The following is a 19,716-nucleotide window of genomic DNA, read 5'->3' on the forward strand; positions in this document are numbered from 1 at the left end:
TGCCCATGTGGTTCGCGTGAGGTCCTTGATCCAGATCATGGAGGCGCGGAGACGAGGGCCGGCGGGGCAGCTCTCGGGGGTCTTGTCGCGGCGGGTGGCGACATCCCGCCGGGCTTTCGACCCGTGGATCGTCGTGGATCGGGCGCTCGGCGGTGTTCCTCTCCTGGTAGCGGTCGGCATCGTGATTCGGAGCTCGGCCCGCACGGGCGGCCGACGGCTCGACGCGTAGGTGGGATCAGGTGTGCGTGACGGACGGTGGGCCGGCCATGGCGGTGAGCCGGAGCCTGGTCTCGTCCTCACTGCCTGGCATGGCGGTCATGATGACGATCTTGAGCTCGGAGTCGCCGTCGGTCAGGACGTCGCAGTCCACCGTGACCGGGCCCACCGACGGGTGGTCGATCGTCTTGTGGTCCTCGCGGTGCGCGGCCACCTCCCCGGCCGCCCACAGCGCGGCGAACCTCCTGTTGCCCGCGTCCAGATCACGGATCAGCGCGGCCAAGCGGCTGTCGTGAGGGAAGCGGCCGGTGGCGCGGCGCAGGTCAGAGACGACGGCGGCATCGGTGGCGTCGTGGTCCGCCTCGGTCACCGGCCACAGCGCGAGCCGGGCGGGGCCGGCGTCCACCGGGAACCTGTCGCGAGCGAAGTTGCGCAGCTGCGGCGGCGAGGCGGAGGGATCGCCCAGCAGGGCCGCCCACCCACGGTTCCACCAGACCAGTTGCCAGTCCGCCGCGAACACGGCCACCGCCACGTCCCCGAGGCGGGCGAGCACCCGCTGGACGCCGGGCGGGAGATGGTCGGAGATCGCACCGTCCACCGGCGGCGCGAGCTGGGCCAACCGGTACAGGTGGTCCCGCTCGGCGGTCGACAGCTGCAGGGCTCGCGCCAGGGACGCCACCACCGACGCTGAGGGTGTCGTGGCCCGTCCCTGTTCCAGGCGCACGACGTAGTCGACCGACACCCCGGCCAGGTCAGCCAGTTCCTCGCGCCGCAGTCCGGCCGCCCGGCGCCCGCGGGCCACCGGCAGCCCGGCGGCCGACGGGGGCAGCCGGTCCCGCCACGTGCGGATCATCGCGCCCAGCCCGGTTCCGGGTGTCGCCGACATGAATGCCATCCTCCCGCATCCCCGGTCACGCAGGGGGCGAGAGGGTGGTACTGGTCGTCCTACCGTCGAAGCCTCCCTGGTCCGCCTCCCTCGTCGGGATCAGAGTCGAAGGCATGAGGATCACCTTCATCACCGGAGCCAACAAGGGGCTCGGCCGCGAGACCGCCCGCCGCCTGACTGAGTGTGGCCACACCGTGCTCGTCGGAGCGCGGAACCGCGAACAGGGCGAGGAGGCCGCCGCCGCGCTGGGCGCACGCCACGTCCCCATCGACGTGACGGACGACGCGTCGGTGGCCGCCGCGGCCGCGGACGTCGCCGCACACGAGGGCAGGATCGACGTCCTGATCAACAACGCTGGTGTGCACGGCCCCGTCGGCGATCCCAGCGACCTCACCGCCGCCGATGCCCGCGACGTCCTCGACGTCAACGTCATCGGCGTCATCCGCACCACCACCGAGTTCCTGCCACTACTGCGCCGCTCGGACGACCCTGTGATCGTCAACGTCAGCAGCGGCATGGGCTCCCTCGCCCTCACCCACGACCCTGGCCGACCCGAGTCGCACGTCGTCGCGCCGCTGTACACCTCCTCGAAGGCGGCGCTGACGATGTTGACCACGCAGTACGCCAAAGGGCTCAAGGGCATCCGCGTCAACGCTGCCGACCCCGGCTACACCGCGACCGACCTCAACGGTCACAGCGGCCCGCAAACCGTCACCGAGGGCACGGACGCGATCGTCCGCCTCGCCACCGAGGAGCCCGGCGCCGGCAGCGGACGCCTCGTCTCCCGCCATGGCGAGATCGCCTGGTCCTGACACCGCGAGGATCCGGCGTGACCCGCCCCGGTCTCCCGGCGGCTCCGGGTCTCCCGCCTCAGACGGGGCGGGCGCCGCCTCCGTGGCAGGCGCAGCCGGCGGCGGTCGGGAGCGCCCCGGTGGCCGGCCGGTTCCGGGCCGCGTCCTCGATCTCGGCGAGCATCCGCCGGCGGGCCCGTGCGTCGATGAGGTGGCCGCGCACGAGGACGCTGTCGATGCGGGTGGTGTTGCGGATGTCGCGCAGCGGATCCGCGTCGAGCAGCACCAGATCGGCGACGTGCCCGCGCAGGACCGCGCCCTGGTCGTGGCGGCCGAGGTGGCGGGCCGGTTCCAGGGTCGCGGCCCGCAGCACCTGAGCCGGCGTGAGGCCGGCCCGCACCAGCAGGCGCAGCTCGTCGTGCAGGCTGAACCCGGGCAGCAGGTACGCGGTGCCGAGATCCGTGCCGGTCATCAGCGGCACGCCCGCGCCGGCCAGTTCGCCCGCGAGGCGCAGCCGCAGCTCGAAGAGCTCCCGGCGCTCGGCGCTCTCCCGGGGCGTGCGCCCCGCCAGGTAGATGGTCTCGGTCGCCCACTGCCAGTACCCGATCGTGTCCTCGCTCACGTACCGGAACCGGGGGTCGTCGTGCGGCACGTCCTGCGGCACGTCGCAGGTCCAGTGCACCGTGAGCGTCGGCGTCACGTGGGTGCCGTTGCGCGCCAGCCGCTCGAAGACCCGGGCGGCCCGGTCGGGGTCGTAGCTGCGCGCGGCGGCGTACTCGACGGGGTGCAGTCCCGTGAACCATCCGGCGTAGTCGCCGCCGGCGATCCGGATGCGGGCGATCTCGCGGCGCAGCCGCCGCTCGTCGCGGGAGGTGTCGTACCAGAACTCGAAGAGGTGCTCGATGCTGCGCAGTCCGGCGTCGCTGGCCTCGGTGACCGGCACGAAGTCGGGCACGTGCCCGAGGAACGGGAGGCCCACCCGGCGGGCCTCGTCGGCGACCGCGTGGAACGACTCGCGGGACAGGCGGGTGTACGTCTTGACGAACTCGGCGCCGGCCCGCGCCTGCTGGCGCACGGCGGCGCGGGCCTGCGCCGCGTCGGCCACCGCGACGTGCGGCACGCCGAGCCCCTCCCACAGCGAGGGCGAACCGTCGATGACGTCGCTGCCGACCGTCCAGCGGGGCCCGAGCCTGGTGCCGGCCTCGATCTCCCGCCGCCAGCCGCGGACCGCCTCGTTCGCCGTCATCTGCCGGGTGGTCGTGACGCCGTTGACCACGTACATCTCCGGGTCGGTGGGCTCGATCTCCGTGGCGTGCGTGTGCATGTCGGCCAGACCCGGGATGAGGAACCGGCCGCGTCCGTCGACCACCCGCGCGTCCGACGGCACCGGCACCCGGTGGAGATGGCCGGCGGCCAGGATCCGGCCGTCGCGCACGAGGACGTTCTGGTCGCGCCGGACGCCGCCCACCGCGTCGATCACCGTGGCCCCCGTCACGGCCGTGACGGCGGGCTCCGCCGCGCTCGCCGGCGCGCCACGGCCCACCCCGACCGCCGTGCCCGCCACTCCTGCCGCCGCACCGGCCAGCACCGCACGCCGGGAGATCGTTCGCGCCATGGTCCTGCTCCTCGCCTCGTCGTTGTCCCTGTCGTCTTTGATCCTTCGCGGGGAACGGCCGCGGGTCAGTGGGGCGGGACCGCCGATCCGGGGTGTAGCCAGCCGCACCCCCGTACGTATATTCCTTGACGGTTATATGCCTGCGGAGGCATGCTGGGGGCATGGAGACAGCGGTGTGGAACGCGCTCGCCGACGAGAACCGGCGGGCGATACTCGGCCAACTGCTCGGCGGCCCGCGGCCGGTCGGCGAGCTGGCCGAGGCGTGCGGGCTCAGCCAGCCGGGCGCCTCGAAGCACCTGCGGGTGCTGCGCGAGGCCGGCCTGGTCCGCGCCGAGCCGGATGCCCAGCGCCGGCTGTACGTGCTGGAGCCCGCCCCCATGGCGGACCTCGACGCGTGGCTGGCGCCCTACCGGCGGCTGTGGAACCGCAGCCTCGACGCGTTGGGCCACCGCCTCGACGCCCACGCCGGAGAACTCAGCCACCAGCAACGGAGAGGCGCTGACGAACGATGACCACCACCGATCCCGGCAGCTACCTGGAGCTCGACGACGGACGCCCGGCCGTCCGCTTCGAGCGGATCTACGACCATCCGATCGAACGCGTCTGGGCCCTGGTCACCGAGCCGGCCGAGCTCGCCCACTGGTTCCCCTCGCCCGAGGTCACCATCGAGCTCAGGCCCGGCGGCCTGCTCACCTTCGCCGGCGACCCGCATCTGCCGGAGGCCCGGACGACCGGGCGGGTGCTCGAACTCGACCCGCCGCGGCTGCTCGCGTTCTCCTGGCTGGGCGACGAACTGCGCTTCGAACTGGAGCCGCTCGACGGCCGGCGCACCCGGTTCGCCCTCACCAACGTGCTGGAGGCCAGGAACACCGCGGCCCGCAACGCGGCCGGCTGGCACGTCTGCCTCCTCGCCCTCGACGCCCGGGTGGCCGGCCGCCCGACGGCGGGACCGCACGCCGACGACCAACCCGTCGGCTGGGCGGAGCTCTACGACGAGTACGTCACCGCCGGGACGCCCTCGGGAGCCCCGATCCCCGGCAGCGACGGGACGAACGGCTAGCGACCCCTCGACGCGACAGCGGGCCGGTCGGACGTGACATCACGTCTGACCGGCCCGCTGCCGGAAGCTGAGACCTGGTCAGGCCTTCTTGGTCTCCCAGAAGATCGTGTCGATCTCCGCGATGAGGTCCAGCGCCTTCTGGCCGGTGGCCGGGTCGGTGGAGCCCTTCGCGGTGCTCAGGGCCTTGAGGGTCTCGTTCACCAGCGAGTGCAGCTGGGGGTACTTCTCGAAGTGCGGCGGCTTGAAGTAGTCGCTCCACAGCACGGAGACGTGGTGCTTGGCGAGCTCGGCCCGCTCCTCCTTGATGACGGTGCACCGGGCGCGGTAGTGCGGGTCGTCGTTGGCCTGGTACTTCTCCTGGACGGCCTTGACGGATTCGGCCTCGATCCGGGCCTGAGCGGGGTCGTAGACGCCGCACGGCAGGTCGCAGTGGGCGCTGACCTTCACCCTGGGGGCGAACAGGCGGGAGAGCATCAGCTGTCCTTCCTCGTGATCGTCTTCTCACGGGTGAGACTACTCCGGGACAGGCCCGTTTTCTCGGCGGACCCGGGCCCCGGGGCCGGGCTTAGGACCAAAGTCCGGTGTTGACTGGGGCCACGGCGGCGGACGCGGACGGAGGGACACGGCGATGCGGCTGGGCCTGGCCGATGTGTACAACCCCTCGATGCTGCCGACGTTGCGTCCGGGGGACCAGTTGCTGCTGTGCTACGGGGTGCGGGTGCGCCCCGGCGACGTCGTGGTGCTCCGTCACCCGCTCCAGCAGGACCTGCTGATCGTCAAACGCGTGGCCGGCCGCCGCGGCGAGGGCTGGTGGGTGCTCGGCGACAACCCGCGCGTCACCAACGACAGCCGGGAGTTCGGCGCGGTGCCGGACGGCATGGTGCTGGCCAGGGCGGTGCTGCGGCTGCGCGGCCCGGGCGGCGGTCAGCGCTCGTTGCTCTCGCTGGCCCGCTGGCTGCCCTCGGCGGTGCGCCCGCTCAACTCCCGTTCCCGCCGCTTCCGCGCCCGGTAGGCGGCCACGTTCGCGCGGGTCGCGCAGCGGTCGGAGCAGTAGCGTTTCGATCGATTCGTCGACGTGTCGATATAGGCGTTGCGGCAGGGCGTCGCCTCGCACACCCCCAGCCGGTCCACGCCCAGATCGGTCAACTGGAAGGCGAGGCCCATGCAGGCGATGGCCGCGTAGCCGGCGGTCGCACTGGACGGGTGTTCGGCGAGATGCAGGTGCCAGCGCGGGCGGCCCTGCTCGTCGAGGTAGTCGTGTCCCGAGATCTGCGGGCTCGCCGGATACTCCAGCAGCAGGGCGTTGAGCAGGTCGACGGCCGTGACCTCGTCGCCCTCCGCGGCGGCGGTGAAGACCGCGCGCAGCCGGTTGCGCACCCCGCGCAGCCGGGTCACGTCCGCGTCGCCGGCGCGCCGGGCGGCGTGCTGGGACGGTCCGAAGAGCGAGCGCACGGCCTCCACCGAGGTCAACGAGTCCGTGCCGCGCAGCGGTTCCTCCGTGTTCACCAGGCGCACGGCGAAGTCCGAGTAATAGGTGAGCTCCAATTGCGTTCCTTACCGGAGGCTGCTTATAGTCAACACCGTACTGGTAAGGGACGCGGCTGAGGGGAGTCTGTTACTCATGGGCGAGGGCACGAGCGGCGGCGTGGGCGTGGCCGAGACGCGCTGGCAGGACTGGCAGGAGAGCTGGGACCGGCAGCAGGAGTGGTACATGCCGGACCGCGAGGAGCGGTTCCGGGTGATGCTCGACGCGGTCGAGGCCGTCGTCGGGGACGCGCCGCAGGTGCTGGACCTGGCCTGCGGCACGGGGAGCATCAGCGCGCGGGTGCTGCGGCGCTTCCCCGGCGCCACCACGGTCGGCGTGGACCTCGACCCGGCGCTGCTGACCATCGCCGAGGGCACCTTCGCGGACGAGCCGCGGGCGCGCTTCGTGACCGCGAACCTGACCGACCCGGACTGGACCGAACGGCTCCCGCACGACACGTACGACGCGGTGCTCACCGCGACCGCGCTGCACTGGCTGCGGACGGACGCGCTGCGCACCCTCTACGGCCAGCTGGCCGGCGTGGTGCGCCCGGGCGGCGTCTTCCTGAACGCGGACCACATGCCGGATCCGGACACCCCGCGGCTCAACGCGGCGGTGAGCGAGCTCGACCGGGAGCGCCGGGCCAGGGAGAGGGCGGCGGGCGTCCAGGACTGGGCGACGTGGTGGGACTCAGCCGAGGCGGACCCGGTGCTGGCCGGCCCTGTAACCGAGCGTTTCGCGATCTTCGGCCGGCCCTCCGACGGCGGCCACGGCGACAGCGAGATGCAGTCGCCCGCCTGGCACGCCGACACGCTCCGCTCCGCCGGCTTCACGGAAACCCGCGTCGCCTGGTCCTCCCTGACCGACGCGATGGTCCTGGCCCTCCGCTAGCGAGCGCCTTGCCGGCGGGTCACCGGCCCAAGGCCCGCACGGTCCTGGCGTCGCGCCCCGGCATCCGCCGTGCCGGCCCCGGTCGGCGCCCGAAGCCGCGGCCGACCGGCGACGGCCCGGGCCGGCGACCAAACAGCGGGCCCGGCCCTTCCGCGAGGGCCGCCCCGGCCCGGCCGGACCGATCCGCTCCAGCGGGGGACACCTTCCCATCCGGTGCGGGCGAGGCGGAGGCGTACTCCCCGGCCGGGCACCGGCATCCCAGGAGCCGGCCGAACCGTCCGGGCTCGGCGTGACCGGCGGCCCGGGCCGGGCCCGGCACGCGCCGCCGGCCCCCGTCGTGGGGATACCGCGCGCCGGGAAGGCGCTATGCCCGGGCCAGGCCCTCGGTGCGGGCCGCCTCGGCGACGGCCGCCGCCACCGCGGGGGCGACGCGTTCGTCGAAGGGGGAGGGGATGATGCGGCTCGGGCTCAGCTCGTCGGCGACCACCTCGGCCAGCGCCGTCGCCGCCGCGAGCTTCATGCCCTCGCTGATGCGCGAGGCCCGCACCCGCAGCGCGCCGGCGAAGATGCCGGGGAACGCCAGCACGTTGTTGATCTGGTTCGGGTAGTCGCTGCGGCCGGTGGCCACCACCGAGGCGTACCTGGCCGCCACGTCGGGGTGCACCTCGGGCGTCGGGTTGGCCATCGCGAAGACGAAGCCCTTGGGCGCCATTCGCGCCACCGCCGACTCCGGCACCGTGCCGCCGCTGACGCCGATGAAGACGTCCGCGCCCTCCAGCGCGGAGGCCAGCGGCCCGGACAGGCCACCGGGGTTGGTGATCCCGGCCAGCTCCCGCTTCACGTTGGTGAGGTCCGCGCGGTCGGTCGAGACGACGCCCTTGCGGTCGCACACCACCACGTCGGTCACCCCGGCGCCGAGCAGGATGCGCGCGATGGCCACGCCCGCGGCGCCCGCGCCCGAGATCACCACGCGCAGCTCGGCGAGCTCGCGCCCGGACAGCCGGGCGGCGTTCCGCAGCGCGGCCAGGGTCACCACCGCGGTGCCGTGCTGGTCGTCGTGGAAGACCGGGATGTCGAGCCGCTCCTGGAGCCGGCGTTCGATCTCGAAGCAGCGGGGCGCGGAGATGTCCTCCAGGTTGATGCCGCCGAACGACGGCGCCAGCCGGACGACCGTCTCGACGATGTCGTCCGTCGAGGTGCAGTCGAGCGCGATCGGCACGGCGTCCACGTCGCCGAACTGCTTGAAGAGGATCGCCTTCCCCTCCATCACGGGCAGCGACGCGGCGGGGCCGATGTCCCCGAGCCCGAGCACCGCGGTGCCGTCCGTGACGACGGCCACGACCTTCGACCGCCAGGTGTACTCGTGCACCAGCTCGGGCTGGTCGGCGATGGCCTGGCAGACCCGGGCGACGCCGGGCGTGTAGGCGAGCGAGAGGTCGTCCGCGTCGCGCACCGGCACGGTGGCGCGCACGGCCATCTTCCCGCCGCGGTGCAGGGCGAACGCGGGATCGAGGCCCGACCCCGCGTCCGGGCCGACGCTCGCGTCGGCCTCTGCCGCGGGCGGACCGGCGGGTGGGCTGAGGCGTGGATGGACAGTCTCCGAAGCCACAGAAATTACCCCTTTTGCGTGAAGCGTGATGCGTGGTCTGTCGAGGGAGCCGCCCCCCGATCCGGGGGGCGGGCGGGCACCACGTCCGCGCCCCCTCCGGCGAGTGGCCGCCGGCGAGAGGCTGGTTCGGACGCCGGACGCGCCGCACACGCGCCCAGGGTCCCCTGGTGAGGGGTGTAACGAATCGGTTCTATCGGATCTCGCGCATCTCCCACGAGTGGTTTCCGTGACAGAGCCGGGCGGCATTCTTCGGTCGGGAACCACAAGAGCATGGCCTGTGCTCATGTGATAGACCTCTGATGGCCCGGGCATGCCCCCGGGCCGTCCGAGCCGGGGGAGTGACGCATCTCTCAGACCGCACCCGGTCCGCGGGCGGTTCCGGCGACCGGGGAACGCCCGTGCGGGAGTTCGGAACCTCCGCTCATCGGTGACGTCTGTCCGTTATCCGATCTTGACGTCCCGGGGTCTCAGGATGTCGGTCACTGGTGGCAGGATGCCTCCGTCGAACGTCGTCACCACTGTCGAAGACGCGTGCCCGGCACCGGAAACTCGAACCCCCCGGACACTCCACCCTCCGAGGAGGACCATCCCATGACCTCCAGCACCACCCGCCGCCCCCGCCTCGCGGCGCTGGGCGCCCTCGTCGCCACCGGCGCGCTGCTGCTCGCCGCGTGTGGCGACCAGACGGACGACGGCGGGGACGGCGGCTCCAGCGGAGGGAACTCCTCGGACTCCTCCGGCGGCAGCGGCGGCGAGGAGGCCTCGCTGCACGACATGCTGCCGACCCGGATCCAGGAGGCGGGCGAGATCAAGGTGGGCTCCGACATCGCCTACCCGCCCATCGAGTTCTACGACGAGAACGACGAGATCGCCGGCATCGACCCGGACATCGCGGCGGCGCTCGGCGACGTGCTCGGCGTCGACTTCGTCTTCGAGAACGGCACCTTCGACGGCCTGATCCTCGGCATGAACAACGGCCGCCACGACATCATCATGTCGGCCATGACGGACACCAAGGAGCGCCAGGAGGGCGCCAGCGGCGACGCCGAGGGCGGCGGCGCCGACTTCGTCAACTACTTCCAGGCCGGCTCCGCGATCCTGGTGCCGGCGGGCAACCCCGAGGGCATCCAGACCGTCGAGGACCTGTGCGGCCTGAGCGTCGCGGCCCAGCTGGGTACCGCCAACGAGGCCCTGGTCGAGGACCAGCAGGAGTCCTGCGACGAGCCCATCGACCCGACCTACAGCGAGGTGGACTCGGAGTCCATCACCGCGCTGCAGAACGGCCGGGCCGACGCCGTCGTCACCGACTACCCGGTGGCCCTCTACAACGAGCTGACCGCCGGTGACGGCGAGCTCTTCGAGGTGGTCGGCGACCAGATCGACGCCGCCCCGTACGGCATCGCCGTCCCCAAGGAGGAGACGGAGCTGCGGGACGCGCTCCAGGCGGCCGTGCAGGAGATCATCGACAACGGCACCTACGCGGAGATCCTCCAGGAGTGGAACGCCGAGACGGGCGCGATCGACGAGGCCACCATCAACGCCGGCACCTGAGGTGAGGTTCCTTCGTGTCCGAGTCCGACCCCGAACCCCGCGACGAGAGTCCTGACCAGGTCTCGTTCGCCAAGCGGCCGGGCGGCGACGCCACCCCGCCCGAGGCGATCCGCGCCGTCCCGGTGCGCCACTACGGCCGCTGGATCGGCGCGGCCGCGGTCCTCGGCCTGCTCGCCCTGCTGGTGTCGGCGTTCGCGAACGCCGACATCCAGTGGGACGTCGTCGGGGACTACCTCGACTACCACACCATCGTCGACGGCGCGCTGTCGACGCTGTGGATCACCGTGCTGTCGATGCTGCTCGGCGTGGTCCTCGGCCTGCTGCTCGCGGTGATGCGGCTGTCGCCCAACCCGGTGCTGGCCTCCGTCTCGTGGGGCTACGTGTGGTTCTTCCGCGGCACGCCGGTGCTGGTGCAGCTGTTCCTCTGGTACAACCTGTCGTTCGTCTTCGAGACCATCAATCTCGGCTTCTACAAGGACGAGATGAACGACTTCATGACGCCGTTCCTGGCCGCCCTGCTGGGCCTCGGCCTGAACGAGGCGGCGTACATGGCGGAGATCGCCCGGGCCGGCATCCTCTCCGTGGACTCCGGGCAGACCGAGGCGGCGCAGGCCCTGGGCATGAACGGCACGAGGACGATGCGCCGGATCGTGCTGCCCCAGGCGATGCGGGTGATCATCCCGCCGACGGGCAACGAGTTCATCAACATGCTCAAGACCTCGTCGCTGGCCTACGCCATCCAGTACCACGAGCTCTTCTGGGCCGGGGACGTCATCAGCTCCCGGAACCTCGCCGTGATGGAACTGCTGATCGTGGTCAGCGTCTGGTACCTGCTGCTGACCACCGTCTTCAGCGTCGGCCAGTACTACCTGGAGCGCCACTACTCCAGGGGCGTGGACCGGACGTTGCCGATGACCCCGCTGCAGCGGGTGCGGGCGCACGTCACCGCGTTCCGGGTGCGCAGCGGCGAGTCGGGGACCGGAGCGGGCGGAGCGGGCGGAGCGGGCATATGAGCGACACGGCAACGGGTGCGGGCGCGATGGTGCTCGCCGAGCGGGTGCACAAGTCGTTCGGCCACATCGAGGTGCTCAAGGGCATCGACCTCCAGGTGCGGGCCGGCGAGGTGTGCTGCGTCGTCGGGCCCTCGGGATCCGGCAAGTCGACGTTCCTGCGCTGCATCAACCATCTGGAGAAGATCAACGCCGGCCGGCTGTACGTGGACGGCCGGCTGGTCGGCTACCGGCAGAAGGGCGACCGGCTGTACGAGATGCGGGAGCGCGAGGTCGCCGAGCAGCGCCGGGACATCGGCATGGTGTTCCAGCGCTTCAACCTCTTCCCGCACATGACCGCCGCCGAGAACGTCATGGAGGCGCCGATGCAGGTCAAGCGCCTGCGGAAGGCGGCGGCCGCGGAGCGCGCGCAGCGCCTGCTGGACCGGGTGGGCCTGGCCGACCGGGCGCACCACTACCCGGCGCAGCTGTCCGGCGGCCAGCAGCAGCGGGTGGCGATCGCCCGGGCGCTGGCGATGGAGCCGAAGCTGATGCTCTTCGACGAGCCGACGTCCGCGCTGGACCCGGAGCTGGTCGGCGAGGTGCTGGACGTGATGCGCAAGCTGGCCGAGGACGGCATGACCATGATCGTGGTGACCCACGAGATGGGCTTCGCCCGGGAGGTCGGCGACTCGCTGGTCTTCATGGACGACGGCGCGGTCGTGGAGCACGGCGTCCCCCGCGAGGTGCTGGCGAACCCGCGGCACGAGCGGACGAAGGCGTTCCTGTCGAAGGTGCTGTGACGGGGCGCTACCGGGTTCACGTCTCCCGGACGAAATCCGAGGTCGTCAGCTGCACTGTCTCACCGTCGGAGACGCGCAGCGGCACGGTCTCGCCGTAGGTGTACTCCGTCACCTGTTCGTAGCCGGTGGCCTCGGCCTTCTCGTGCAGCGTGCACACGCCGCGGAAGGGGTCGATGATCAGGTACGTGCCGATGCCGAACCGGGCGTACTTCGCGACCTTCGTGACGTAGTCGTTGGAGTCGGACCTGGCGGAGACCACCTCGACGGCCGCGAGCACGTCCACGCAGTTGTAACGACGCCCTATGGGAACCGCCGCCTCGTCCAGGACGGCCAGATCGGGCGCGGCCGACGTCTCGCCGGGGAAGTCGACGGCCACGTCGTTCACCAGTCGGAGCTCGTCGATGCCCGCCGCCAGTGCCTTGCGCAGAATGTTGGTGACCGTCCAGGACCGGACCGGGCTCTGGGGGGTCATGATCACCTTTCCGTCGACGATCTCGACGACGTAACCGGCGGGATGGCCCGCCTCCTCGATCTCCCGCCACATCCGGTCGAGGGTGCTGCGCATCGACCCCTCCTTCGCTGGTCACGGGTGGTGCACCAGAGTAGCGGCCGTGGGGCCGTACCGGTCAGCGTGTGACCCCGCCGCACGAGTGTTCAAGACCGGGGTGGACGGGCCGGCGGACACTGCCGGCATGCGTTTCGACACCAAGATCGCCGTCGTCGTGCGAGCCGACCTGGCCGTGTGGCAGCGGCTGAACGTCACCTCGTACCTGGCCAGTGGCGTCGCGCACGCCCGCGACGAGACCATCGGCGACCCGTACGAGGACGGCTCGGGCAACCGCTATCTGGCGATGTTCCGGCAGCCGGTGCTGGTCTTCGAGGCGGACGCCGCGGGGCTCGCCCGCGCCCACGCCCGCGCCCTCGGTCGCGGGCTGGCCACGGCGGTGTACACCGACGAGCTGTTCGCCACCGACCACGACGCCGCCAACCGCGCCGCGGTCCGCGCGGTCGAGGCGGAGAAGCTGAGCCTCGCGGGGCTCGGCCTCTACGGGCCGAGGAACGCCGTCGACCGGGTCACCAAGGGCCTGTCACTGCATGGCTGAGCACGGGCTCAGCGACCGAGTCGGCGGGCCCAGGCCTCCAGCGGGGGCGCGGCGTCGCGCGGGGTGAGCTGGCCGGCCTTCGTCCAGCCCCAGGACTGGAACGCGGTGAGGGCCGGCACGTTCCCCGGGTCGAGGACGGCGATCGCCAGTGAGGCGTCCGCACGGGCCAGCAGCTCGCTGAGCATCCGCGTCCCGACCTGGTTGCGGCGTTGCCGCGGGGCCACCAGCAGTCCGGCGACGGCGAAGACCTGCCGGGCGCTGGTCAACTCGTCGAGCTCGACGGGCACCTCCTGGTAGCTCTCCCACCACGGGCCGCCCCGGTCCGCCCGGTGGCCGTACGCGGAGCCGGCCAGCGCCGGGTCGCCCGCGACCATCATGTCGAAGCCCGGCTGCTGCACCACGTGGTCGACGAACCGGCGCGCGAACTCGCCCCGGTCCAGAGGGCGTGGGCCCGGCACGTCGCGCATCGCCTCGACGTACAGGTCGGCCACGTCGTCGCGCTCGCCCTCCGCCTGCCACCGGCTCAAGCGTCGTAGAAACACCGTCCCCATGGTCGCCTCCCCGATTTCCCCTCGGCCTCCATCGTCCCACCTCACGGCCGCCGCGGGAACGCCGGACACCGACGGGAGGTCCCCCTGGCGGGGCCCGCCGCGCGGGGTTAGCGTGAGGATCATGTTCGCCGCCTATGCCGCCAGCTTCGACCGAGACCAGCCCCTCAACGCACTGCGGCTGGGCGAGCGCCCCGAGCCGGAGGCCCCGCCGAACTGGACGGTGGTGCACGTGAAGGCGGCGTCGCTGAACCACCACGACCTCTGGTCGCTGCGCGGCGTCGGCCTCGGCGAGGAGCAGCTGCCGATGATCCTGGGCTGCGACGCTGCCGGCGTGGACGCGGACGGCAACGAGGTCGTGGTCTACTCCGTCATCGGCGCCAGCGGCCACGGGGTCGGCCCGCGCGAGCGGCGCTCGCTGCTGAGCGAGCGGTACCAGGGCTCCTTCGCCGAGCGGCTGGCGGTGCCGCAGTGGAACGTGCTGCCCAAGCCGAAGGAGTTGTCCTTCGCCGAGGCCGCCTGTCTGCCCACGGCCTGGCTGACCGCCTACCGGATGCTCTTCACGAGCGCGGGGGTGCGGCCCGGCGACACCGTGCTGGTGCAGGGCGCCGGCGGCGGGGTGGCCACGGCCGCGATCGTGCTGGGCGCGGCGGCCGGGCTGCGGATGCTGGTCACCAGCCGGGACGAGGAGAAGCGCCGGCGCGCGGTGGAACTGGGCGCGGAGGCGGCGTTCGAGACCGGCGAGCGGCTGCCGCGGCGGGTGGACGCCGTGCTGGAGACGGTCGGCGCCGCCACCTGGTCGCATTCGGTGAAGTCGCTGCGGCCCGGCGGCACGCTGGTGATCTCGGGCGCCACTTCGGGCCCCAACCCCCCCGCGGCGGAGCTGCACCGCATCTTCTTCCTGGAGCTGAAGGTCGTCGGCTGCACCATGGGCACCAAGGAGGAGCTCGCCGCGCTGCTCAACTTCTGCGCCGCCACCGGCATCCGCCCGCTGATCGACCGTGAGCTGCCGCTGGACCGGGCCGCCGAGGGCTTCGAACGGATGGACCGCGGCGAGGTGTTCGGAAAGATCGTCTTCACCCTCTGACGCCCTCCCGGCTGTTTCCCGACGGTCCCGACCCGCGCCGGCGACCGCTCAGCCGTGCGGTGAGCGGAGCAGCGCCACCAGGTGCGCCGCGGCGGTGGACAGGTGCCGCCGCGCCTCCCTGAGCTGGTCCTGGGTCACGCCGTGGTCCCGGGCGGCGTCCCGCACCTCGTCGCGGAACGCGTCGAGCAGCCGCTGCAGCTCGCGCTCGGGATCGGTGACGTCGGCGGTCTGGTCCTCGGACTCGTGCCCCCAGGCCGGCCACGCGGTGGAGGGCCGGTCGCCGAACCGGGCGAACCCGCCGATCTCCCGGCCCAGGCTGTCGAGGCCCTCGCGTATCGCGCCGTGCCAGTCGCCGCTCGCCCCGTGCGCCTGCACCCGCTCCTGGATGCGCCGGGCCGCCTGCTCGAAATGGTCCCGTGCCTCCTGGCCGGCCTGTTCGCGGGCCTGCCGGGCGTCCTGGCCGGCCTGCTCCCTGGCCTGCCGGGCGTCCTCGCGCGCCTGCCTCGCCTCCCGGCGGGCGCGGCGCGACTCCTCCCTGGCCCGGCGCGCCTGGGCCTGCCAGGCCGCCCGGTCGCTGGCCCGGTACCCGGCGGCCTGGGTGGGCGGCGCCTCGGCGGTCGCCCGCTTGACCTCCTGGCGCAGGTCGCGGGCCGAGCCGCTGACGTCGTCGGCGATCTCGGCCGCCAGCGCGGCCAGCGAGTCGCGGATCTCCCGCTCCAGGTCGGTCAGCTCGTCCTCCCGGTCGCCCAGCTCCCGCTCGCCGTCCAGGGTGAGCGAGTAGACCTTGCGACCGCCCTCCTCGGCGTGCCTGACCAGGCCCTCCGCCTCCAGCTTGGCGAGCCGGGGGTAGACGGTGCCGGCCGAGGGCGCGTAGAGCCCGTGGAAGCGCTCCTCCAGCAGGCGGATCACCTCGTATCCGTGCCGGGGGGACTCGCCGAGCAGCTTCAGCAGGTAGAGCCGGAGTCGGCCGTGTCCGAAGACGGGAGCCATGTCACACGTCCTTACGCAGAGCGGCGGCCTGACGGGGATGGTTGCCCGGCCCGGCGGTGTCTGACGGTTCGTCCGGTGGCGCCGGGCGGCGCAGCAGTGCGATGGAGCCGGAGACCGTGGAGCAGTGCACCGAGCCGGCTCCGTCGCCCAGTGTGCCGGCGAGGCGTTTGGCGCCCCAGTCGCCGTGCTGGGCCAGCTCGGCGAAGGCGGACGATATTCCGCCGCTCGCCGTGGTGGCGTCCACCTCGGCGTCGATCGGGTCGGGGAGGCGGATCGCGACCTCCCCCGAGACGGTGTTCAGCCGGAGGTCGGTGGGCTTCTCGCAGGGCGCGAGGTCGACGACCATGTCGCCGCTGACCGCGTCGGCCCGCAGCTCCTGGACCACGCTGTCGATGACCGTGAGGTTGCCCGAGACGGAGTTGAACCGCAGCTCGCCGCCGAGCGACTGGGCCTCGATGTCCCCGGAGACGGTCTCCGCGTGCACCCGGCCGGACAGCCCGACCAGCGTGGTGTGCCCGCTGACGCCGCGGACGTCGGCGCGGCCCTCCATTCCGCTGACGACGGCCGAGGCGCCGACCACGCCGACGGTGAGCCGGGCGGCGGCGGGCACGCAGACCGAGACGACCGCGCGCCGCCGCCACCCCTTGCGGTTCAGCCACTTGAGGAAGCCCTGCCAGGGCAGGTCCTCGTACGCGACGACGAGATGTCCCGCCTCGTGCGTGACGACCAGCGGCGGGCCCTCGACCTCGGTGATCTCCACCCGGGTGTTCGGCTCGTCGGTGCCCACCACGTTCACCGTGCCGTTGACGATGCGGACGTGCAGGTTCCTGACCGGATCCCGGTCGAACGTGAGGGTCTGCGCCTCGGTGACGGACCATTCGGACTTCCCGGACACGGGACCTCCCCGCTGCTACGGCCGCCAGGGCGGCGGTATATCGCGACTTCCGAAGAACACGATATATCGCGTACCGCTGGCGTCAAGGGGCCCGGCTCGCGACAGTCGCGTCCGCGCCCCCGGCGCGCGCGGTCTTCCAGGTCGTGCGCCGGGGGCGCGGATGCGGTGCGCTGGCGGTGCGTCGTCGGCACGTCGGCCGTGCGTCGGGCTATTCGTCCTCGTCCTCGTCGTCCAACCGCGCCAGCCAGGTGGCCAGTCGTTCCACCGGCACCTCGAAGTCCGGGTTGAGATCCACGAACAGCCGCAGCTGCTCCGCCAACCAGCCGAGGCTGACCTCCTCGTCGCCGCGCCGCTGCGCGAGCTCCTCGATGCCGCGATCGGTGAAGTACACGTTCCGCTCCGGGTTCGGGGACCGGCCGGGGGACTGGCCGAGTGACAAACAGCCAGGATAGGCAGCCGTCGGTGCCTGCCGTTACGCTGCATGCACACCAGCGACGACGGGGGGTCGGCCATGAGCGGAGAGGTCACCAGGATCCACCTCCCGGACGGCACGCCCGTGTGGGCGCGGATCTCCGACGCCGGGCTGCTGGACCAGCGGGAGCGGGAGGAGCGTCCCGGCTCCACGTACGCGGACACCGCGCTCGGCGACCAGGTCGCCGCCCGGGTCGAGAGCCTGCGCGGGCTGATCAGCGGCGTGGCCGCGTCGGTCGCCGCGGGCGCCAGGGCCGCCCGGCCCGACGAGGTCAGCGTCAGCTTCGGTATCGAGCTCAGCGCCAGCCCGGGACGGGTGGTGGCGCTGCTCGCCGACGGCGGGGCCCGGGCCGCTATCACGGTCACGCTCAGCTGGCAGGGGGCACCGCCGGACGACGTGGGGCAGGCGGGATGACATGGGAGGGCACCGGGGGCGCACAGCCCTCGGACGTGGACCCCTTCGAGATCCTGGCGCCGCTCGCCGCCGCCGCCACCGTACGCATCCATCCGCCGCCAGCCGGGTATGACGGTGGCGAGCCGAGTTCACGGCCCTGGGGAAGCGGCTTCTTCGTCGCCCCGGGATGGGTGCTCACCTGCGCCCACGTGGCACTTCGCGGGGGACCGAGCGAGGGAGGCAGGCGCGAAGTGGGGCTGAGCTTCGGAGACCTCGGCGACCCGGCACGCCGCGTGCGCGGCGTGGTCGAGTGGGCCGACCCGGACCACAGCCCCGCGGACGGCCGTTGGCCCGCGCCGGACCTGGCGTTGATCCGGCTGCTGGAGCCGGTCCGGCACGAGTGCGTCTGGTTGACCGAGCGCACCGCCTCCGTCTTCACCGACGGGCGGGTGGCGTTCTTCGGCTGCACCGAGGAGGACGGCCGGATCGAGCGGGTCAACGGCTGGTGCAGCATCCTGGGCGAGTTCGGCACCGAGGGCGAGCTGAAGCTGGGGAACCAGGACGAGATCCCGTCCGGGGCCTCCGGCGGGCCCATGGTGGACCTGGAGCGCGGCGAGGTGATCGGCATCGTCAAGGCCCGCCGCACCGCCGGGCGGGACGGCGGACTGGGCCTGTCCGTCCTGCAGTTGCGGCGTCTGCCGGCGCCCGCCGGCCGGCTGCTGGCGGAGCGCGACGACACCTACCACCGGGTGCTGCACGCCCACGACCGGTACCACGCCGACCAGCACCGGGACACCAGCACGCCACACGACACCTGGACCGACGCCCAGGCCGAGCTGCCCGCGCTGGCCCGCAGATCGCTGCGTCCCGGTCAACGGGCCGAACTGCTGGGCCTGCTGGCCGAGCTGCCGCCGCCGGCCGACACCCCCCGGCTGTCCCGGCTGATCACCGAGCTGCGCGGCCGCCCGTTCCGCGGCCCGCTGCCCGCGCCGCGCGGCTGGCGCGACGGCCTGGGCCTGCTGTACGACCCGGGCGCGGGCCGCAGCGAGTTGGAGACGGTGCTGCGGTACGCGGTCTACGCCGCGACCGCCGACCATCCGTTCCCCGCGCCGCCGGCGGCCGAGGAGCGGCTGCTGGACTGGGCTCACCAGACCGCCGCCGACCTGGGGCTGCCGCAGTGGATCCGCACCCGGCTGAAGGAGGAGCAGCAGGCCAGGCTCCGGGCCCGCTGGCAGCCGCAGGGACCCCTGGTGGCCGGTGGGTTGCCGGCCGGCACGCGCGACTGGTCCGACCCGGCGCCCGGAAGCGTCATCCACTCCCCGCCGGTGGTCGCGGTGCCGGACGCCACCCCGCCGCCGGTCACGCCGCTGCCCGCGGTGCTGCTCGAGGTCACCCCGCACGCCTGGGAGCCCAGCCGGTACGACTGGCTGGTCTACGCCCCGCTGCCGACCGGCGAGCTGACGGCCATCGACGCGGACACCGGCGCCGAGGGGTACGACCAGCCGTCGTCCCGGCTGCGCGGCGCGCTCGCCGAGGCGTTCCGGCGCTGTGACGAGCACGACCGGCCGGTGATGGTGCAGGCCGTGCTGCCGTACCGGCTGCTCGACCTGCCGATCGACGAGTGGCACGTGTCGGGGCCGCCCGGCTCCCGGCTGGGCGACCAGCGTCCGGTCGTCGTCCGCTGCGCCGACCACGACCCGCATCCCGACTCGGGGACCGCCGAGGCGTGGCACGCGCTCCGCCAGTTCCGCTGGGAGAAGGCGCATCTCGGCCCGGTGGAGCCGCTGGTGCTCGACTGCCTCGGCGGGTATCCGCGGGCGCTGCCCGACCACGGCGCGCTCGCCCGCAGCGAGCCGGGCACCGTCCCGGTGCTCTGCCGCGGCGCCGCGGGCGAGGACCCGAACGCGATGTCCACGGTGCTGGACGGCGGCTTCGACATGGTGCTCTGGCGGCGCGAGCCCGCCGCCCGCGAGCCGAACTGCGCCGACTTCCACCGCGGCGTCACCCACACCGTCACCGTGGCGGGCCACGGCGGCGCGCTGCCCGAGGCGCTGTGGCGGCTGCGCGCCGAGGTCGGCGGCGGCGTGCCGGAGGCGTACTGGTCGAAGGGCCTCGCCCTGCTCTACGCCGATCCCACCGCCGAGCCCCTGCCCGGCGCCGAGGACCTGCTGGAGGCCCCGTGAGCGACGGTCCTCCCGAGGGAGGCCTCCCCGCCCTGGTCACCGGGCCCGCCGGGGCGTCCCGGCGCGCGTCGCGTGGCGGCGACGTGTGGCCCTTCTGCCCCGGGCCCCG

The 19,716-nt window shown here is 73.1% G+C and carries 22 protein-coding genes and 1 pseudogene; 12 read left to right on the forward strand and 11 right to left on the reverse strand.

All coding sequences use genetic code 11. The features are described 5' to 3' along the window. Positions 1-9: 9 nt before the first annotated feature. A pseudogene (locus ABGB06_RS01275) lies at positions 10-208 on the reverse strand (hypothetical protein); the annotation flags it as partial. Positions 209-235: 27 nt separating this feature from the next. Continuing rightward, positions 236-1,102: a helix-turn-helix transcriptional regulator gene (locus ABGB06_RS01280; protein ID WP_347584694.1), complete on the reverse strand. Its 867-nt coding sequence runs from the start codon at positions 1,100-1,102 to the stop codon at positions 236-238. Between the two features lie 113 nt (positions 1,103-1,215). Here ABGB06_RS01280 and ABGB06_RS01285 point away from each other — a divergent pair, with 113 nt between their 5' ends. Next, positions 1,216-1,914 carry an SDR family NAD(P)-dependent oxidoreductase gene (locus tag ABGB06_RS01285; protein ID WP_347584695.1) on the forward strand — a complete coding sequence of 233 codons (699 nt, stop codon included), beginning with the start codon at positions 1,216-1,218 and terminating at the stop codon, positions 1,912-1,914. A gap of 58 nt (positions 1,915-1,972) precedes the next feature. On the opposite strand, the gene ABGB06_RS01290 is transcribed toward ABGB06_RS01285, so the two are convergent. Further along, the gene (locus ABGB06_RS01290) at positions 1,973-3,508 is read right to left on the reverse strand and encodes an amidohydrolase family protein (RefSeq protein WP_347584696.1); all 1,536 of its coding nucleotides are present in this window, start codon (positions 3,506-3,508) and stop codon (positions 1,973-1,975) included. Positions 3,509-3,669: 161 nt separating this feature from the next. On the opposite strand from ABGB06_RS01290, the gene ABGB06_RS01295 reads away from it, so the two are divergent. Together ABGB06_RS01295 and ABGB06_RS01300 are read left to right on the forward strand one after the other, a co-directional pair. Further along, complete coding sequence (locus ABGB06_RS01295) at positions 3,670-4,020, forward strand: metalloregulator ArsR/SmtB family transcription factor (protein ID WP_347584697.1); 351 nt, start codon at positions 3,670-3,672, stop codon at positions 4,018-4,020. Further along, on the forward strand, positions 4,017-4,568 hold the full coding sequence (locus tag ABGB06_RS01300; protein ID WP_347584698.1) for an SRPBCC family protein: 552 nt from the start codon (positions 4,017-4,019) through the stop codon (positions 4,566-4,568). Before ABGB06_RS01295 ends, ABGB06_RS01300 begins: the two co-directional genes overlap by 4 nt. 78 nt (positions 4,569-4,646) lie before the next feature. On the opposite strand, the gene sodN is transcribed toward ABGB06_RS01300, so the two are convergent. After that, the gene (gene sodN, locus ABGB06_RS01305; RefSeq protein ID WP_347584700.1) at positions 4,647-5,042 is read right to left on the reverse strand and encodes a superoxide dismutase, Ni; all 396 of its coding nucleotides are present in this window, start codon (positions 5,040-5,042) and stop codon (positions 4,647-4,649) included. Positions 5,043-5,196: 154 nt separating this feature from the next. On the opposite strand from sodN, the gene sodX reads away from it, so the two are divergent. Continuing rightward, positions 5,197-5,580 (forward strand): nickel-type superoxide dismutase maturation protease, encoded by a 384-nt coding sequence (gene sodX, locus ABGB06_RS01310; RefSeq protein ID WP_347584701.1) that lies wholly within the window; start codon positions 5,197-5,199, stop codon positions 5,578-5,580. Here the strand turns inward: sodX and ABGB06_RS01315 are convergent. Beyond that, a complete protein-coding gene (locus ABGB06_RS01315) occupies positions 5,493-6,113 on the reverse strand; it encodes a CGNR zinc finger domain-containing protein (protein WP_347584702.1) in 621 nt (206 codons plus the stop codon). The two genes, sodX and ABGB06_RS01315, sit on opposite strands and share 88 nt — an antisense overlap. A 76-nt stretch (positions 6,114-6,189) precedes the next feature. Here ABGB06_RS01315 and ABGB06_RS01320 point away from each other — a divergent pair, with 76 nt between their 5' ends. Continuing rightward, on the forward strand, positions 6,190-6,984 hold the full coding sequence (locus tag ABGB06_RS01320) for a class I SAM-dependent methyltransferase (protein WP_347584703.1): 795 nt from the start codon (positions 6,190-6,192) through the stop codon (positions 6,982-6,984). Positions 6,985-7,348: 364 nt separating this feature from the next. Here ABGB06_RS01320 and ABGB06_RS01325 read toward each other — a convergent pair whose 3' ends face one another. Next, on the reverse strand, positions 7,349-8,623 hold the full coding sequence (locus ABGB06_RS01325) for an NADP-dependent malic enzyme (protein WP_347585401.1): 1,275 nt from the start codon (positions 8,621-8,623) through the stop codon (positions 7,349-7,351). A 561-nt stretch (positions 8,624-9,184) separates the two neighbouring features. On the opposite strand from ABGB06_RS01325, the gene ABGB06_RS01330 reads away from it, so the two are divergent. From ABGB06_RS01330 to ABGB06_RS01340, 3 genes are all read left to right on the forward strand, one after another. Next, positions 9,185-10,144 (forward strand): ABC transporter substrate-binding protein, encoded by a 960-nt coding sequence (locus tag ABGB06_RS01330; RefSeq protein WP_347584704.1) that lies wholly within the window; start codon positions 9,185-9,187, stop codon positions 10,142-10,144. 107 nt (positions 10,145-10,251) lie between these two features. Further along, positions 10,252-11,157, forward strand: coding sequence for an amino acid ABC transporter permease (locus ABGB06_RS01335; protein WP_347585403.1), 906 nt, complete (start codon positions 10,252-10,254; stop codon positions 11,155-11,157). A gap of 26 nt (positions 11,158-11,183) precedes the next feature. Continuing rightward, on the forward strand, positions 11,184-11,936 hold the full coding sequence (locus ABGB06_RS01340; protein ID WP_347585404.1) for an amino acid ABC transporter ATP-binding protein: 753 nt from the start codon (positions 11,184-11,186) through the stop codon (positions 11,934-11,936). Between the two features lie 16 nt (positions 11,937-11,952). Here the strand turns inward: ABGB06_RS01340 and ABGB06_RS01345 are convergent, their stop codons facing one another. Continuing rightward, positions 11,953-12,501 (reverse strand): Uma2 family endonuclease, encoded by a 549-nt coding sequence (locus ABGB06_RS01345; RefSeq protein ID WP_347584705.1) that lies wholly within the window; start codon positions 12,499-12,501, stop codon positions 11,953-11,955. Between the two features lie 127 nt (positions 12,502-12,628). On the opposite strand from ABGB06_RS01345, the gene ABGB06_RS01350 reads away from it, so the two are divergent. Continuing rightward, positions 12,629-13,039, forward strand: a complete 411-nt coding sequence (locus tag ABGB06_RS01350; RefSeq protein ID WP_347584707.1) for a DUF2000 domain-containing protein — start codon at positions 12,629-12,631, stop codon at positions 13,037-13,039. Between the two features lie 8 nt (positions 13,040-13,047). On the opposite strand, the gene ABGB06_RS01355 is transcribed toward ABGB06_RS01350, so the two are convergent. Further along, on the reverse strand, positions 13,048-13,581 hold the full coding sequence (locus tag ABGB06_RS01355; RefSeq protein WP_347584708.1) for a GNAT family N-acetyltransferase: 534 nt from the start codon (positions 13,579-13,581) through the stop codon (positions 13,048-13,050). 130 nt (positions 13,582-13,711) lie between these two features. Between ABGB06_RS01355 and ABGB06_RS01360 the strand changes: the two genes are divergently transcribed. After that, a complete protein-coding gene (locus tag ABGB06_RS01360; protein WP_347584709.1) occupies positions 13,712-14,674 on the forward strand; it encodes a zinc-binding dehydrogenase in 963 nt (320 codons plus the stop codon). Positions 14,675-14,722: 48 nt separating this feature from the next. Here the strand turns inward: ABGB06_RS01360 and ABGB06_RS01365 are convergent, their stop codons facing one another. The 3 genes from ABGB06_RS01365 to ABGB06_RS01375 form a co-directional block, all read right to left on the reverse strand. Beyond that, positions 14,723-15,664, reverse strand: coding sequence for a helix-turn-helix transcriptional regulator (locus tag ABGB06_RS01365; protein ID WP_347584710.1), 942 nt, complete (start codon positions 15,662-15,664; stop codon positions 14,723-14,725). 1 nt (position 15,665) lies between these two features. Next, positions 15,666-16,559 carry a DUF4097 family beta strand repeat-containing protein gene (locus ABGB06_RS01370; RefSeq protein ID WP_347584711.1) on the reverse strand — a complete coding sequence of 298 codons (894 nt, stop codon included), beginning with the start codon at positions 16,557-16,559 and terminating at the stop codon, positions 15,666-15,668. Between the two features lie 208 nt (positions 16,560-16,767). Then, complete coding sequence (locus tag ABGB06_RS01375) at positions 16,768-16,950, reverse strand: DUF6104 family protein (protein WP_347585406.1); 183 nt, start codon at positions 16,948-16,950, stop codon at positions 16,768-16,770. A 120-nt stretch (positions 16,951-17,070) separates the two neighbouring features. Between ABGB06_RS01375 and ABGB06_RS01380 the strand changes: the two genes are divergently transcribed. Together ABGB06_RS01380 and ABGB06_RS01385 are read left to right on the forward strand one after the other, a co-directional pair. After that, positions 17,071-17,445, forward strand: coding sequence for a CU044_2847 family protein (locus tag ABGB06_RS01380; protein ID WP_347584712.1), 375 nt, complete (start codon positions 17,071-17,073; stop codon positions 17,443-17,445). Then, the gene (locus tag ABGB06_RS01385; RefSeq protein ID WP_347584714.1) at positions 17,442-19,607 is read left to right on the forward strand and encodes a trypsin-like peptidase domain-containing protein; all 2,166 of its coding nucleotides are present in this window, start codon (positions 17,442-17,444) and stop codon (positions 19,605-19,607) included. Before ABGB06_RS01380 ends, ABGB06_RS01385 begins: the two co-directional genes overlap by 4 nt. The last annotated feature ends 109 nt before the right edge of the window (positions 19,608-19,716 follow it).

The organism is Streptomyces sp. B6B3, from assembly GCF_039871525.1.
GTDB lineage: Bacteria > Actinomycetota > Actinomycetes > Streptomycetales > Streptomycetaceae > Streptomyces.

Coding starts and splice junctions, on each gene's coding strand:
- ABGB06_RS01280 (WP_347584694.1), bottom strand. CDS start 1,102: ATGTCGGCGACACCCGGAACCGGGCTGGGCGCGATGATCCGCACGTGG.
- ABGB06_RS01285 (WP_347584695.1), top strand. CDS start 1,216: ATGAGGATCACCTTCATCACCGGAGCCAACAAGGGGCTCGGCCGCGAG.
- ABGB06_RS01290 (WP_347584696.1), bottom strand. CDS start 3,508: ATGGCGCGAACGATCTCCCGGCGTGCGGTGCTGGCCGGTGCGGCGGCA.
- ABGB06_RS01295 (WP_347584697.1), top strand. CDS start 3,670: ATGGAGACAGCGGTGTGGAACGCGCTCGCCGACGAGAACCGGCGGGCG.
- ABGB06_RS01300 (WP_347584698.1), top strand. CDS start 4,017: ATGACCACCACCGATCCCGGCAGCTACCTGGAGCTCGACGACGGACGC.
- sodN (WP_347584700.1), bottom strand. CDS start 5,042: ATGCTCTCCCGCCTGTTCGCCCCCAGGGTGAAGGTCAGCGCCCACTGC.
- sodX (WP_347584701.1), top strand. CDS start 5,197: ATGCGGCTGGGCCTGGCCGATGTGTACAACCCCTCGATGCTGCCGACG.
- ABGB06_RS01320 (WP_347584703.1), top strand. CDS start 6,190: ATGGGCGAGGGCACGAGCGGCGGCGTGGGCGTGGCCGAGACGCGCTGG.
- ABGB06_RS01330 (WP_347584704.1), top strand. CDS start 9,185: ATGACCTCCAGCACCACCCGCCGCCCCCGCCTCGCGGCGCTGGGCGCC.
- ABGB06_RS01340 (WP_347585404.1), top strand. CDS start 11,184: ATGGTGCTCGCCGAGCGGGTGCACAAGTCGTTCGGCCACATCGAGGTG.
- ABGB06_RS01345 (WP_347584705.1), bottom strand. CDS start 12,501: ATGCGCAGCACCCTCGACCGGATGTGGCGGGAGATCGAGGAGGCGGGC.
- ABGB06_RS01350 (WP_347584707.1), top strand. CDS start 12,629: ATGCGTTTCGACACCAAGATCGCCGTCGTCGTGCGAGCCGACCTGGCC.
- ABGB06_RS01360 (WP_347584709.1), top strand. CDS start 13,712: ATGTTCGCCGCCTATGCCGCCAGCTTCGACCGAGACCAGCCCCTCAAC.
- ABGB06_RS01365 (WP_347584710.1), bottom strand. CDS start 15,664: ATGGCTCCCGTCTTCGGACACGGCCGACTCCGGCTCTACCTGCTGAAG.
- ABGB06_RS01380 (WP_347584712.1), top strand. CDS start 17,071: ATGAGCGGAGAGGTCACCAGGATCCACCTCCCGGACGGCACGCCCGTG.
- ABGB06_RS01385 (WP_347584714.1), top strand. CDS start 17,442: ATGACATGGGAGGGCACCGGGGGCGCACAGCCCTCGGACGTGGACCCC.